At 66.5% G+C, this 13133-nt stretch carries 11 protein-coding genes; 2 read left to right on the top strand and 9 right to left on the bottom strand.

The window, feature by feature from the left end; all coding sequences use genetic code 11:
- The first annotated feature begins 144 nt into the window (after nucleotides 1-144).
- Nucleotides 145-975: a mechanosensitive ion channel family protein gene (locus tag MUU56_RS25595; RefSeq protein WP_244770096.1), complete on the top strand. Its 831-nt coding sequence runs from the start codon at nucleotides 145-147 to the stop codon at nucleotides 973-975.
- A gap of 3 nt (nucleotides 976-978) precedes the next feature.
- Here MUU56_RS25595 and MUU56_RS25590 read toward each other — a convergent pair whose 3' ends face one another.
- The 6 genes from MUU56_RS25590 to MUU56_RS25565 form a co-directional block, all read right to left on the bottom strand.
- Nucleotides 979-1494 carry a superoxide dismutase family protein gene (locus tag MUU56_RS25590; protein ID WP_133033221.1) on the bottom strand — a complete coding sequence of 172 codons (516 nt, stop codon included), beginning with the start codon at nucleotides 1492-1494 and terminating at the stop codon, nucleotides 979-981.
- Between the two features lie 69 nt (nucleotides 1495-1563).
- Entirely contained in the window at nucleotides 1564-2469 is a 906-nt protein-coding gene (gene nadC, locus MUU56_RS25585) for a carboxylating nicotinate-nucleotide diphosphorylase (protein ID WP_244770095.1), read from the bottom strand.
- The gene (locus tag MUU56_RS25580) at nucleotides 2466-2870 is read right to left on the bottom strand and encodes an endonuclease domain-containing protein (protein ID WP_244770094.1); all 405 of its coding nucleotides are present in this window, start codon (nucleotides 2868-2870) and stop codon (nucleotides 2466-2468) included. The genes nadC and MUU56_RS25580 overlap by 4 nt, the downstream gene beginning before the upstream one ends.
- Nucleotides 2871-3056: 186 nt before the next feature.
- Nucleotides 3057-4655, bottom strand: a complete 1599-nt coding sequence (locus tag MUU56_RS25575; protein ID WP_244770093.1) for an L-aspartate oxidase — start codon at nucleotides 4653-4655, stop codon at nucleotides 3057-3059.
- 220 nt (nucleotides 4656-4875) lie between these two features.
- A complete protein-coding gene (gene nadA, locus MUU56_RS25570) occupies nucleotides 4876-5955 on the bottom strand; it encodes a quinolinate synthase NadA (protein ID WP_244770092.1) in 1080 nt (359 codons plus the stop codon).
- Between the two features lie 170 nt (nucleotides 5956-6125).
- Entirely contained in the window at nucleotides 6126-7361 is a 1236-nt protein-coding gene (locus tag MUU56_RS25565; RefSeq protein ID WP_244770091.1) for an MFS transporter, read from the bottom strand.
- 300 nt (nucleotides 7362-7661) lie between these two features.
- On the opposite strand from MUU56_RS25565, the gene MUU56_RS25560 reads away from it, so the two are divergent.
- On the top strand, nucleotides 7662-8654 hold the full coding sequence (locus tag MUU56_RS25560; RefSeq protein WP_244770090.1) for a magnesium transporter CorA family protein: 993 nt from the start codon (nucleotides 7662-7664) through the stop codon (nucleotides 8652-8654).
- Here MUU56_RS25560 and MUU56_RS25555 read toward each other — a convergent pair.
- The 3 genes from MUU56_RS25555 to MUU56_RS25545 form a co-directional block, all read right to left on the bottom strand.
- A complete protein-coding gene (locus MUU56_RS25555; RefSeq protein WP_244770089.1) occupies nucleotides 8651-9496 on the bottom strand; it encodes an MOSC domain-containing protein in 846 nt (281 codons plus the stop codon). The genes MUU56_RS25560 and MUU56_RS25555 overlap by 4 nt on opposite strands.
- A 79-nt stretch (nucleotides 9497-9575) precedes the next feature.
- On the bottom strand, nucleotides 9576-10229 hold the full coding sequence (locus MUU56_RS25550; RefSeq protein WP_244770088.1) for an HD domain-containing protein: 654 nt from the start codon (nucleotides 10227-10229) through the stop codon (nucleotides 9576-9578).
- Nucleotides 10230-10265: 36 nt separating this feature from the next.
- Entirely contained in the window at nucleotides 10266-13118 is a 2853-nt protein-coding gene (locus MUU56_RS25545; RefSeq protein ID WP_244770087.1) for a DUF2339 domain-containing protein, read from the bottom strand.
- Between the last annotated feature and the right edge of the window lie 15 nt (nucleotides 13119-13133).

The following is a 13133-nucleotide window of genomic DNA, read 5'->3' as shown; positions in this document are numbered from 1 at the left end:
TCTGCAAGGTCTGGACTTCAGAGCCCGGCAGATTCATCCTCGATCCAATCCACCAGATGCCGGGACTGAACAACTAGAGCAACTCCAGCCGGAACTTATCCTGCATCCTGCCATTCCCCCTTCGATATCAACGGGGAAAGGTTCATGGAACAACAGGCAACCGACATCATCGTTGCGACGCGGGCGGCGCTGGCGCAGGCGAGCGCGCTTGCCGTGCAATATTCCTTCTCCATCCTCGGCGCGATCGTGCTGCTCGTGCTCGGCTGGTTTCTCTCCCGTATCCTGCACCGCTGGGCGCTCACCGGGCTTTCGCATGTGCGCGGCATCGATGCGACGCTCGCGCATTTCTTCGCGAACATCCTGCGCTATGCGGTCCTCGTGCTCGTCTTCGTGACGGTGCTCGGCCAGTTCGGCGTGCAGACGGCCTCGATCATCGCCGCTCTTGGTGCCGCAGGCCTCGCCATCGGCCTCGCCCTCCAGGGCACGCTGCAGAACATCGCCGCCGGCATCATGCTTCTGGTGCTGCGCCCCTTCCGGGTGGGCGAATATATCGAGACGAAGGACGTTTCCGGCACGATCACCGAAGTCGGGCTCTTCGCCACCGAACTCAAGACGAGCGACGGCCTCTATCGCCTGGCGCCGAATTCGACGCTCTGGAACACGCCCGTCACCAATTACAGCCGCGAACGCACCCGCAAGCACGATCTCCAGGTGAAAGTGCCGAACGATCGCGACATCGACAACGAGATCGACCGGCTGCTGTCGATCGCAAAGCAAGATCCCATGATCGAATCCGTGCCGCCGCCGCAGGTCTTCGTCGACAGCCTGGAGGAGAGCGCGGCCGTCCTGACGCTGCGCTACTGGGTATCGACGCCGCAATGGTTCAAGACGACACGGGAGATGAACCGCCGCGTGCGCATCGCCTTCGGGCAGAAACTTGGCGGGCCGGAGCCGGATGCGGCCCCGGCCGAATAGGCTCTATTCGATCACGGCGCAGGCGAGGCGGTCGCCCGCGCCGCCTGCCGGATCGGTGCGGTAGTCGTCCGAGCCGGCATGCACGACGAGCGCGCGGCCGCGGATGCCGCGCTCGGCATCGTCGAGGCGCACCATCGTCGAATAGACCTGGGCCCGCAGCACGCCATCCTCGGCGACATACTGGTTCGGCAGGTCGCCGGCATGAGGGCCGTCCGCCGAGACGAAGCCGTGACTCTTTTCATCCGGGTTGAAATGGCCGCCCGCCGATTCGTGGCCGCCCGCATGTTCGCAGGTTCCGTTCTCGTGGATATGCAGCGCCACCCATTTGCGCGGCTCGAGGCCGGAGACCTCCACCTCGAACAGCACGCCGTCGCGCCCGGCGGTCACCTGGGCGCGGCCGGTCTCCTTGCCGTCACGATCGACGAAATTCGCCCGTGCCGTATCCGTCGCCTGCTGGGCGGCGGCGGGCAGGCTCATGAGCGGGGCGGCCAGCACCGCACCTGCAACGATCTTCCACATGATGCATCCTTCCGATTGCCATTGTCCATGGAACCGGAACGCATCGTCCGCCGGGGTGTTCCGGACGGGTCAGCTCACGACGACGTCGAGGCCGATGTCGAGCGTCGGCGCGGCCATGGTGATCTTGGAGGTCGAGATGTAGTCGACGCCGGTTTCGGCGATCGCGCGGACGGTCTTGATGTTCACGTTGCCGGAGGCTTCCAGCTTCACGCGGCGCGGATCGGCGGCATAGGTCGCCTCGCTCAGCCCCGCGCAGTCACGATTGATCTCGACGGCGCGGCGCAGCAGCTCCGGCCCCATATTGTCGAGCAGGATGACGTCCGGCTGCGCCTCCAGCGCCTCCTCCAGCTCCTCCAGCGTCGTCACCTCGACCTCCACCTTGACGAGATGGCCGGCGAAGGCGCGCGCGGCATGGATGGCGCCGGCGACCCCGCCGGAGACGGCGATGTGGTTGTCCTTGATGAGGATCGCGTCGTCGAGACCATAACGGTGCGACGAGCCGCCGCCCATGCGCACCGCATATTTTTCGAGCGCGCGCAGGCCCGGAATGGTCTTTCGCGTGCAGCAGACCCTGGCCGGCGTATGGGCGATCTCGGCGGCGAAACGCGCCGTGTAGCTCGCCACGCCGCTAAGGTGCATGAGGAAGTTGAGCGCCACCCGCTCGGCCGAAAGCACGGCGCGGGCGGGGCCGGAAACCCGCGCGATCACCGTGCCGGGCGCAAGCCGGTCGCCGTCCTTCACGAAGGCCTCGAAGCGGATTTCGGGATCCATCAGCCGGAACGCCGCGCGGGCGAGATCGAGGCCGGCGATGACGCCGTCCTCGCGCGCATTCAGCTCCGCCCGCGCCGAACGCTCCGGCGCGATGGTCGCCTGGCTGGTGATGTCGCCGGCGCGCCCGAGGTCTTCCGACAGCGCCGCGCGCACCTGCTCCTCCACCATCAGGGGCGAGAGAACGGGGAGATAGGGGGTGGTCATGGGACTATCCTAAGTTTCTGAGGAGACTTTTCCTCTAATGCATCAAAACCAATGACCCGAAGAATGTGAGTGCAAACGCCATCGATATCCTTCAGCACATCATCATTCCAAAAGCGAAGAACAGCCCAACCCAGTGTCGCAAGCCTTTCACCGCGCTGCGCATCGGCGATCAACGTTTCCGTCCTTCCGTGTCCAGAGCCATCGATTTCGACTATGATCTTATGCTCAGGGCAAGCGAAATCAACGATGTAACCTGCTATTGGCATCTGTCTGCGAAAGTGCAGCTCCATCAAACGATGTGCACGAACCGCATTCCAAAACCTCAGCTCCGCCTCTGTCATAGCCTTGCGCATTGTGCGGGCGTTCTTTCGCAAGGCAGGTTTGACTTCGTGGCGAGACATACTGCACTCCCTGTGCTTGTGGGACTCCCCCCTCTGCCCTGCCGGGCATCTCCCCCTCAAGGGGGGAGATCGGGTGTGGAAAGCGTTTTGCCCCTTACAGGCGCCGCTATGTAAGTAGTGCCCGTAAGTCTTGCCGATCTCCCCCCTTGAGGGGGAGATGCCCGGCAGGGCAGAGGGGGGTTAACCTCACGCCACCGCCGTTTCCGAAAGGTCCGCCGCCACCTTCTCGGCATCGGCGAGGGTGAGGAAGGTGCGGTGCTTCCAGTCCGCCTTCTGCTCGGTGAAATCGGAGCGGAAGTGGCCGCCGCGGCTTTCCTCGCGCAGATAGGCGCCCGTCGCGATGAGCTTTGCGGTGGTGACGATGTTGTGGAAGCGCATGCGGCTGTTCTCGCGCTCCAGCGCGGCGATCTCGCGGATCGCCGTCTTGAGGCCCTCGCGGCTGCGGATGACGCCGACATGGTCGCTCATGACGCGGCGCAGGCGCTTCAGCGCCGGGCTGTCCTCGATTGTGACGAGGTCGTCGCTCTCGCCGGCATTCTTGCCCCAGTCGTTGATCTTCGGCTCGGGCAGCATGCCCTTGATGTTTTCCGCGATGCGCGCGGCGAAGACCACGGCTTCGAGCAGCGAGTTCGAGGCAAGGCGGTTTGCGCCGTGCACGCCGGTGGAGGTGACCTCGCCGGCCGCCCACAGGCCGTCGATCGATGTGCGTCCCTCCGCATCCGTCAGCACGCCGCCCATGTGGTAGTGCACGGCGGGCACGACGGGGATCGGCTGCGTGACGGGATCGATGCCGGCGGCGATGCAGGAGGCGTAGACCGTCGGGAACATGTCGGGGAAATGGGCGCCGACCGCCTTGGTGCAATCGAGGAAGGCGCCGCGCCCGGCCTGCACTTCCGCAAAGACGCCGCGCGAGACGATGTCGCGCGGGGCGAGCTCGCCGTCCTCGTGGATATCCAGCATGAAACGATGGCCCGCGGCGTTGACGAGGTGCGCCCCATCGCCGCGCAGCGCCTCGGTGGCGAGCGGCGCCGGGTCGCGGCCGATATTGATGGCGGTCGGGTGGAACTGCACGAATTCCGGATCGGCGATGATGGCGCCGGCGCGCGCGGCCATGCCGACGCCCTGGCCGCAGGCCTCCCACGGATTGGTGGTGACGGCGTAGAGATGGCCGACGCCGCCTGAGCACAGCACCACGGCGCGGGCCGGGAAATGCACGCGGTTCTTCGACTGGCCGGCATCCGGACGTGCGACGACGCCGGAGATGAAGCGGCCTTCGCGCACCAGCTCCTCGACGACATAACCTTCGAGAACCCGGATCGACGGCGTCTTCCGCACGGCGGATATCAGCGCCTCCATGATGGCCTTGCCGGCCATGTCGCCCTTGACGCGCACGATGCGGCGTTCCGAATGGGCGGCCTCGCGGGAGAGCAGCAGCTTGCCCTCGAGGTCACGGTCGAAGGGCACGCCGTATTCGAGCAGGTCGTGGATGCGCGCCGGGCCCTCGGAGACCATGAAACGCGCCATCTTCTCGTCGACGATGCCGGCACCGGCCTCGAGCGTGTCGGCAACGTGCTTTTCGAACGTGTCGCCGGGGCTCATCGCCGCCGCGATGCCGCCCTGCGCCCAGGCGGAGGACGCCCCCTGGCCGATCGGCGCGGCGGCGAGGATGGTGACGGGACGCGGCGCGAGTTTCAGCGCGCAGAACAGGCCGGCAAGCCCGCCGCCGACGATGACGATATCGTCGATGCCGTTCCAGGATTGCGGGCGGAAACTGTCTATGGGCATGTCATACTCCTCCGACGCTTCGGTCCGCCAGTATGCCCCTCACCTGCCTGCCGGCATCCTCTCCCCGCAAGCGGGGCGAGGAGCGCTGGGCTCGCCGCTTTCCGCCTTCTCCCCGCTTGCGGGGAGAAGGTCCCGGCAGGGGATGAGGGGCAGCGGCAACGGATCGGCGTAATGGCTCTTCGGCGCTGCCTTTCTCGAAATTTCGCGCTGACGCGCTACTCTACTGCTTCAAATTCACCATCCGCTCGACGGCAAGGCGGGCACGATCGGCGATCGCCGGGTCGACCACGACCTCTTCCGTCATGTGCACCAGGCTGTCGAGGATCTTCGGCAGCGTGATGCGCTTCATGTGCGGACAGAGATTGCACGGCTTGACGAAATCGACGCCCGGCAGCTCGGCCTGGATGTTGGAGGCCATGGAGCATTCGGTGACGAGCAGCACGCGCGGGGGACGGTGGTCCTTTACATAGTTGATCATGCCCGAGGTGGAGCCGGCGAAATCGCAGACGGCGATGACATCGGGATGGCATTCCGGGTGGCCGATGATCTCGATGCCGGGATGGGCCTCCTTGTAGGAGAGCAGCTCGGCCGCCGTGAAGCGCTCGTGCACCTCGCAGTGCCCCTTCCAGGTGAGGATCTTCTTGTTCGTCTGCTTGGCGACGTTCATCGCCAGATACTCGTCCGGGATGCAGAGCACGGTGTCGCTCTCCAGGCTCTCGACGACCGCGAGCACGTTGGAGGAGGTGCAGCAGATGTCCGTCTCCGCCTTCACGTCGGCGGAGGTGTTGACGTAGGTGACGACCGGCACGCCGGGATAACGCTGCTTGAGCAGGCGCACGTCCTCGCCGGTGATCGAATCCGACAGCGAGCAGCCGGCCCTGGCGTCGGGGATGAGCACCGTCTTTTCCGGGTTCAGCAGCTTGGAGGTCTCGGCCATGAAGTGCACGCCGCACTGGATGATGATCTCGGCATCCACCTTGGTGGCGTCGCGCGCGAGCTGCAGCGAATCCCCGACGATGTCGGCGACGCAGTGGAAGATCTCCGGCGTCTGGTAATTGTGCGCGAGGATGACCGCGCCGCGCTCCTTCTTCAGCCGGTTGATAGCGGCGACATAGGGCGCATAGACCGGCCATTCGAAGGCGGGGATGAACTGCTTCACCTTCTCGTAAAGGTGTTCCGTCTCGCGGGCGATCTCGGGCGTGAAGGTGAGGTCCGGTTTCTCGGCGACGCCGAAGCGCTCCGCGGCAGTGAGCGGACGAGCGGCTTCGGCCATCCCCGCATGCTGGGCCAGAACGGTCATGGAACCCTCCCTTTCTTCCGCCGCCCTCCGGCGGAAAGGCTATTTTGCTCAATTTGAGCATAATAGCTCCAAAACAAAACCGGCATTGCCGGTGGTTCAGATTTAGAAACTTTTGTGACGGTTTGCAAGAAGCCCCGTCCGAATTCCTTCGGGCGGGGCGGGATTCCGGATCAGGCGGCGGCCGGGCGCACGACGCCCCTCTCCTCGATCGGCCAGTGCACGATCGCCGCGAAGATGCCGAGCGCCGCGCCGAGCCACCAGACCGGATCGTAGGTGCCGAAATGGTCGTAGAGATAGCCGCCCATCCAAACGCCGAGGAACGAACCGACCTGGTGCGAGAAGAAGACGATGCCCCCGAGCAGGCCGAGATGCTTCGTGCCGAACATGATGGCGACGAGGCCGTTGGTCGGCGGCACGGTGGAGAGCCAGAGCAGGCCCATGACGATGGCGAAGACGATGACCGAGGCCGGAGACTTCGGCAGGAGGATGAAGGCCGCCACCGCGACCGAGCGGGCAAGGTAGATATAGGCGAGGAAATAGGGCTTTGAATAGCGCTGGCCGATGAAGCCGGCGGCGAGCGAGCCGATGATGTTGAAGAAGCCGATCAGCGCCAGCGCGATGACGGCATAACGCGCATCGATGCCGATATCGCCGAGATAGGCCGGGAAATGCGCGGTGATGAAGGCGACCTGGTAGCCGCAGACGAAGAAGCCGGCGACCAGCAGCAGGTAGCTGCGATGGCCGAGCGCCTCGCGCAGCGCCTCTCCGATGGTCTGCTTGTATTCGCTCGCCGCGGTGATGCCGGAAGAGGAGTTGCCGCGCAGCGGAATGGCGATGAGCGGGACGGCGAGCATCAGGATGCCGAGATAGACGAGGCTGTCCGACCAGCCATAGGCGCTGATGAGGCCCTGCGACAGCGGCGCGAAGAGGAACATGCCCGCCGAGCCCGCGGCCGTGCAGATGCCGAAGGCCATGGAGCGCTGGTCCGGCGTCACATTGCGCGCGAAGGCCGAGAGCAGGATGCCGAAGGAGCCGGCACCGACGCCGAGGCCGACCAGCACGCCGCCGCCGACATGCAGCCAGAGCGGCGAAGTGCCGAGCGACATCAGGAACAGGCCGAGCGCATAGACGAGGCCGGAGACGAGCAGCACGCGCCAGGTGCCGAACTTGTCGGCGATGGCGCCGAAGAACGGCTGGCTGACGCCCCAGGCAAGGTTCTGCAGCGCCATTGCAAGGCCGAAGGTGGTGCGGTCCCAGCCGGTATCCTGCAGCATGGGCAGCTGGAAGAAACCCATCGCCGAGCGCGGGCCGAAGGTGAGCACCGCGATCAGCGAGCCGGCGAGAATGATGAGCCACGGCATGGGCCGGCTGGCGGCAGGTGCCGCAACGACGGATGGGGTGGACATGGTGCGTCTCCGGAAATCAGGCCCGGACCCTACGCCGCACCATGCATTAACAAAAGCGAATTTAATTGACCGGACGATCAGCCGGATTGATGAAAGCCCGATGCGCCGCGCTCCACCGGATGTGCTTACGCCACGGCATTTTGGGCGCATGCCTCCGTCCGGCGTCACATGGCGCCAACCGAACCCGGATAAGATCATGGACCCCGACAGTCGACTATCGAGAGCAATCGAGCGACCGAGCCGGTAGGAGCCCCGAAAAGGCTTTGCTCCGGACGGCGAGAATGCCTCAAGGAGTGAAGCATGCTGCAAATCTATGCCCGCAGGGCGGACCGCTTCTGCCTGCGCGAAATTTCCAACCCGGCCATCGAGCAGGCGATCGCCCCTGCCCTCTGGTACGACCTCCTCAGCCCGACGCCCGAGGAGGTGACGGACGTGGAGGCGGCCCTTCATGTCTCCATCCCGACGCGGGAGGAGATGGAGGATATCGAGCTGTCCGCCCGCCTCTACCAGGAGGACGGCGCGGAGTTCATGACGATGACGGCGCTCACCAATCTCGACGGCGACGAACCGATGAAGATGCCGGTCACCTTCATCCTCAAAGGCCCGACGCTGGTGACGGTGCGCCATGCCGACGCAAAGCCCTTCACGACCTTCTGCAACCGGGCACTGCGCAGCAACGGCCACAGCTACGAGACCGGCGAGGACGTGATGCTCGGTGTCATCGAGGCGGTCATCGACCGCATGGCGGACGTGCTGGAACGGCTCGGCAACGAGATCGACGGCATTTCGCGCGGGGTCTTCCGCAGCAAGACGGGTTCCTCCACCAAGAAGACGCGGGACCTGGAAGCGCTGATCGAGCAGCTCGGCCGCAAGGGCGATTTCCTCAGCGGCGTGCGCGAAAGCCTCGTCAGCATCTCGCGCCTCGTCGCCTATCATGCGGCGGTGGAGAGCCCGGCCCGCCGGCCCTCGAAGGACATCCGCCAGCTCGTCAAGCTCGTGCAGCGCGACGCCGCCTCGCTCGGCGACCACGCCGCCTTCCTGTCGGGCAAGATCAACTTCCTGCTCGACGCGACGCTCGGCCTCATCAACCTGGAGCAGAACCAGATCATCAAGATCTTCACCGTCGCCTCGGTCGTCTTCCTGCCGCCGACACTGGTCGCCTCGGCCTACGGCATGAATTTCGAGCTGATGCCGGAGCTGCAATGGACCTTCGGCTATCCTTATGCGATCGGCCTGATGATCTTCTCCGCCCTGATGCCGTTTCTCTACTTCAAGCGGCGCGGGTGGGTTTAAGCCCGCACCTTCATCGGCCAGCGTTCGCTCCGCGTCCGCGTCACGCGCACCGTATCGCCGAGGCGGACCTCGCCCTCGCCGCGCGGCACGGCGTTCCAGCCGAAGAGCACGCCGGGCACGCGGCGGTCGGCGGACATGCGCTTTTCGGCAAGGCCCTGGATCGGGTTGCCGCCGATGCGCTCGCCGGTCATCTGGTCCTGCGTGGTCATGATGCAGCGGGCGCAGGGTTTGACGAAATCGAAGGCGATGCCGTTGATCTCGATCGATTCCCACAGGTCCTCCGCCCAGGGCTCGTCGCAGGAGACGAGGATGTTGGTGCGGAAGCGGTCCATGCCGACGGGCTCCTGCCCCTTGGCGAGAAGGGTGCGGTTAAGGTCGGCGAGCGAGCCGGTGGTCGTGACGAGAACCGGGAAGCCATCGGCGAAGGCGACCGGTGCCGGGCTGCCGGCCCAGTCCTCGCCCTCCAGCCGTTCGGCCCGCGCATCCATGTGCACGAGCTTGACCGGGCGCGCGAGCCAGTCCGACAGGACGTCGTTGACGGCCTCGTCGGTGACGGCGGCGTTGACCGGGCTGTCCCAGACGGTCACGTCGAGGCGGTCCTCGGGATCGAAGCTGGCGAAAAGCTGGCGGCCTTCCATTTCGAGGTGCAGGCTGTCACCGACCGCCGTCGCCTCGACGCGGGCCAGCGCCTCGAGTTCGCGCTGGGTTATGAAGCGGCCGTCCGGCTCGACGACCATGAAGCGCCGGTCGCCGGCAAGGCCGTCGAGGCGCACGGCGGCGCTTTCTACGGGGATGGCCCGGCCGCTCTTCAGCGGGTGAATGTTGAGACCCTCGACCTTCATGCGGGCGACCTTTCCTGAAACGTTGATTCAACGGCCTGCCGGAGAGATTCAATACGGCGGCACAAAAGCATGTTTTTCTTCAGATTTCATCCAGGAGCATGGCGCGGATCGCCCGCAGGCGCTCCGTCCGCTCCCCCGCCATGCGCGCGCCCGCCGCCGTCTGGAACCCCTCCGCCAGCTTGAACAGCTTGACCTCGAAATGATCGATGGCGAAGGCCTTGTCGTCGAGCGGGCGGTTTTCGCCGAGCGGATCCAGGGGATCGTAGAGGCCGCTGCCCATGCGGCCGGCAATGTAGAAGCAGCGCGCGGCACCGATCATGCCGATCGCATCGAGCCGGTCGGCATCCTGCAGGATTTTTGCCTCCAGCGTCTGCGGGGCAAGATTGGCGGAGAAGCTGTGCGTGAGGATGGCGTGGGCGACGGCGGCCACATCCTCCTTGCCCCAGCCTTCGGCGGCAAGCAGGCCGGCCGCCTTCTCGGCGGCAAGGCGCGAGGCCTCGGCGCGCAGCGGCGAATTCTTCTCCACCGCCACGCAATCGTGCAGCAGCACGGCGGCCGCCAGCCGCCGCGGGTCGCCGCCCTCCTCCGCCTGGATGCGGCGCGCACTCTTCCAGACGCGGATGAGATGCGCGGCGTCGTGCGAGCCGTCATCGGCCGAAAAGGCCTGCGGCAGCAGGCGCTCGGCTAGGGGGCCGAGGGGCGAAAAGGCGGCGGCGAGGCAGGCGAAGGTCATGGGCGATCCGCAAGTGGTTGCCCATGACCTAGCCTGTCACGCCTCGGCGTTCAATTCCGCCTTTTCGCCGGTCCCGGACTTTCCCGAGAGGATCTTCTGGTAGAACAGGCCGATGCCGATCAGCACCGCGCCAAGCCCGATGAAGGAGAGCGCCCGGAGGATGCCTTCGAGATTGGCCATGTCGACCAGGAAGACCTTGATGACCGCGATCAGCACGAGGCCGGCGGAGGCAAGGCGGATGCTCTTGGAATCGAACTTCGAGCCGACCGCCAGCAGCAGCACGCCGAGCAGCAGCCAGACGACCGAATAGGTGTAGGTCTCCGGCTGGAGGAACCCCTTCCAGTCGGCGATGCCCTCGCCATGCCAGTAGCGGCGCACGCTGAGCGTGACCCAGGCGAAGGCGAGCGCCACACCGGTCAGCGCCAGCATGATCACATAGGGCATCGGCCGCCGGCCCCGCGCATGGAAGGCAAGGCCGCCATAGGCGATGCCGGGCAGCAGGTAGCCGACGAAGAGAAGATCCAGGAACGGCCACTTGCCGAGCAGTTCGCCGGTGAAATAGGGGTTGAGGCCGACGAAATGGGCGCTGAGGATCGACAGGACCGAAAGCCCGCCGACCACCATGGAGCCGTAGCGGAAAACCGGGCTCGGCGACTTCAGGTCGAGCGACATCAGGATCGCCGAAGCGCCGATGACCAGCAGCGTGTAGATCGACTGCTCGCCGAGCGTCGGCACGGAACTGTCGAGCACGCCGCCGTTCATGCCGTGCCGCACGAGGATCGCCGCCGTCAGCAGAAGGAAGAGGCTGGCCAGAGCCTGCAGGAGATTGCGGATTTGCGTGCCCGGCCAGCGGCGCAGCTCGAAGGCCGAGAGCGCGAGCAGAGCGGCCGGAATGCCGTAGCCGGCGAGAAGCTGGTTGAAGACCGGCGTCTTGGAAAGGTTCGCCGCGCCGACGATGGTCGGCTCCCAGCCGATGCGGCCGGCGACGATCGCGGCCGCCCCGGCCATCAGCCAGGGCAGGACCGGCCAGCGGCGAAGGCGCGTCGCGAAGACGGCGGCCGTGCCGAGGAACGCGATGCCGAGCGTCGTGGCAAGGCCGTCCGTCATGGCATGCAGCGCCAGCACGAGGAAGGCGAAGCCGCCAGCGGCGAGCGCCCATTGCGGAATGAACGGACCGTCCTCCTCCGCCCGCCCGCGCGAAAAGACTTCGGCAGCCGCAAGGAAGGCGAGCCCGAGCGCCACGGCGAGAAGACCATGCTTGAGGTCGAAGGAGAGGTTGCCGAAATTGAGGAAGCTCAGGGCGAGAATGGCAAAGGGCACGGCCGGGGCGATGAGGCTCCAGAGCGCGGCAAAGGCGGAAGATCCCGCCATGCGCAGGCGCACCGCCGCAAGGCCGACCGCCGCATAGGCGACGGCGAGCAGGAGCAGCAGGTCGACCGGCACGACGGCGATCACCGGCACCGGCAATGGCAGCGCCGCGGTGTCGTCAAGCGCCGGCGGGGCCAGGATGGAGACATCGTCGAACAGCAGGCCGCCCGGCCCGACCACCATCGCACCGACGCCGACCACGGCCGCGATGGCGGAAAAGAGCGCCGGGTAGATCGCCCAGCCGCGCAGCGCGCCAAGCACGGCAAGCGCCATCACGATCGCGGCAAAACCGTAGTCCGCCCGGGGGAGCGCCGGCACCGCATTGGCCAGAACCAGTGCCGGGAAGGTCAGCGCCAGCGCGCCGGTCAGCGACACGGCGACGGCTGGCGGGGCAAGCAGGCGATCGAGCGGATCGGCGGAGGCGGCGCCCGTCGCGGGCGGCACGTCTTCCGCCGTGATGCTGCCCGGCCAGATGACGCCATGACCAAGCGCCAGCACGAGCATGGCGAAGAGCAGCGGCACGACCGCGACCGTGCTCGCCTCCGAAAGATAGAGCACCGCCCAGAGCGCCATGCCGGCATTGGCGAGCGCCGGCACGACCTGCCAGCGGCGGATGCGCGCGGCGGCGAAGGTGGCAAGCCAGGCGACGGAGAGGAAGCCGAAGAGGCCCCAGGCGCTCGGCTCCTCGGTCGCGACCAGCGCGGGCGTCACCAGGGAGGCGAGGAGGCCGAGGCCGGCGAGCGCCTGCCCGTGCAGAAGCGACAGGCCGATCGTCGCGAAGGAAACGGCGGCGAGCAGCACGAAGGCGGTCAGCGGACCGAAATAGCCGTAGAATTCGTAGGAGACATAGGTGACGGCAAAGAGCGTGATGGCGCCGGCGGCCGTCAGCACGCCGGGAATCATGGCGTTCTGGAAGGCGTTGGCGATGACCGGCAGGGTACGGCGGCGCACGAACTCGCCGACCGCCATGAGCACGAGGCCGAAGACGGCGGCCAGCGACAGCCGCACGGCCGGGCTGAGCAGCCCCGCCTCGATGGAATACTTGACCATGAAGATGCCGCCGAGCGCCAGCGCGATGCCGCCCACCCAGACGGCCCAGCGCGCGCCGATGCGGCTTTCGAAGCTCTCCTTCGGCTTTGCCGCGGCTGCGGGAACGGCGGAGGCCGTCGCGACGGCTTCGTCCGCGCCCTCGCTTGCAACCACCGCTTCGGCCGGAACGGCGGGCTCGCCGCCGAAGATGGAGCGGCCCTTCCCGGCCTCGTCCGTCCCCGTTGCCTGCGCCGTGGCCCAGGGGCTTGCGAAATCGGCAGGCGCCGGTTCCTCCGCCGCCTCTTCGGGGGCGGCTTCGGCGGTTTCCGCGGCCGTCGTCCCCACCGGGGCCGTCACCCCTTCGGCCTTCAGCGCCTCGACCTCGCGCTTCAGCCGCATCACCTCTTCGCCGAGTTTCTGCGCGCTGTTTCGCGAAGCATTGAGGGTATAGAGCGCCAGGCCGATCGCGACCAGGGAGAGGATTTCGAGCATTGCGACTCCAACGCG

This window comes from Shinella yambaruensis (assembly GCF_022899355.1).
In the GTDB taxonomy this organism is placed as follows: domain Bacteria; phylum Pseudomonadota; class Alphaproteobacteria; order Rhizobiales; family Rhizobiaceae; genus Shinella; species Shinella yambaruensis.
The sequence above is the reverse complement of the archived record's forward strand: the minus strand, read 5'-3'. Positions and strand labels throughout refer to the sequence as shown.

Coding starts and splice junctions, on each gene's coding strand:
- MUU56_RS25595 (WP_244770096.1), top strand. CDS start 145: ATGGAACAACAGGCAACCGACATCATCGTTGCGACGCGGGCGGCGCTG.
- MUU56_RS25590 (WP_133033221.1), bottom strand. CDS start 1,494: ATGTGGAAGATCGTTGCAGGTGCGGTGCTGGCCGCCCCGCTCATGAGC.
- nadC (WP_244770095.1), bottom strand. CDS start 2,469: ATGACCACCCCCTATCTCCCCGTTCTCTCGCCCCTGATGGTGGAGGAG.
- MUU56_RS25580 (WP_244770094.1), bottom strand. CDS start 2,870: ATGTCTCGCCACGAAGTCAAACCTGCCTTGCGAAAGAACGCCCGCACA.
- MUU56_RS25575 (WP_244770093.1), bottom strand. CDS start 4,655: ATGCCCATAGACAGTTTCCGCCCGCAATCCTGGAACGGCATCGACGAT.
- nadA (WP_244770092.1), bottom strand. CDS start 5,955: ATGACCGTTCTGGCCCAGCATGCGGGGATGGCCGAAGCCGCTCGTCCG.
- MUU56_RS25565 (WP_244770091.1), bottom strand. CDS start 7,361: ATGTCCACCCCATCCGTCGTTGCGGCACCTGCCGCCAGCCGGCCCATG.
- MUU56_RS25560 (WP_244770090.1), top strand. CDS start 7,662: ATGCTGCAAATCTATGCCCGCAGGGCGGACCGCTTCTGCCTGCGCGAA.
- MUU56_RS25555 (WP_244770089.1), bottom strand. CDS start 9,496: ATGAAGGTCGAGGGTCTCAACATTCACCCGCTGAAGAGCGGCCGGGCC.
- MUU56_RS25550 (WP_244770088.1), bottom strand. CDS start 10,229: ATGACCTTCGCCTGCCTCGCCGCCGCCTTTTCGCCCCTCGGCCCCCTA.
- MUU56_RS25545 (WP_244770087.1), bottom strand. CDS start 13,118: ATGCTCGAAATCCTCTCCCTGGTCGCGATCGGCCTGGCGCTCTATACC.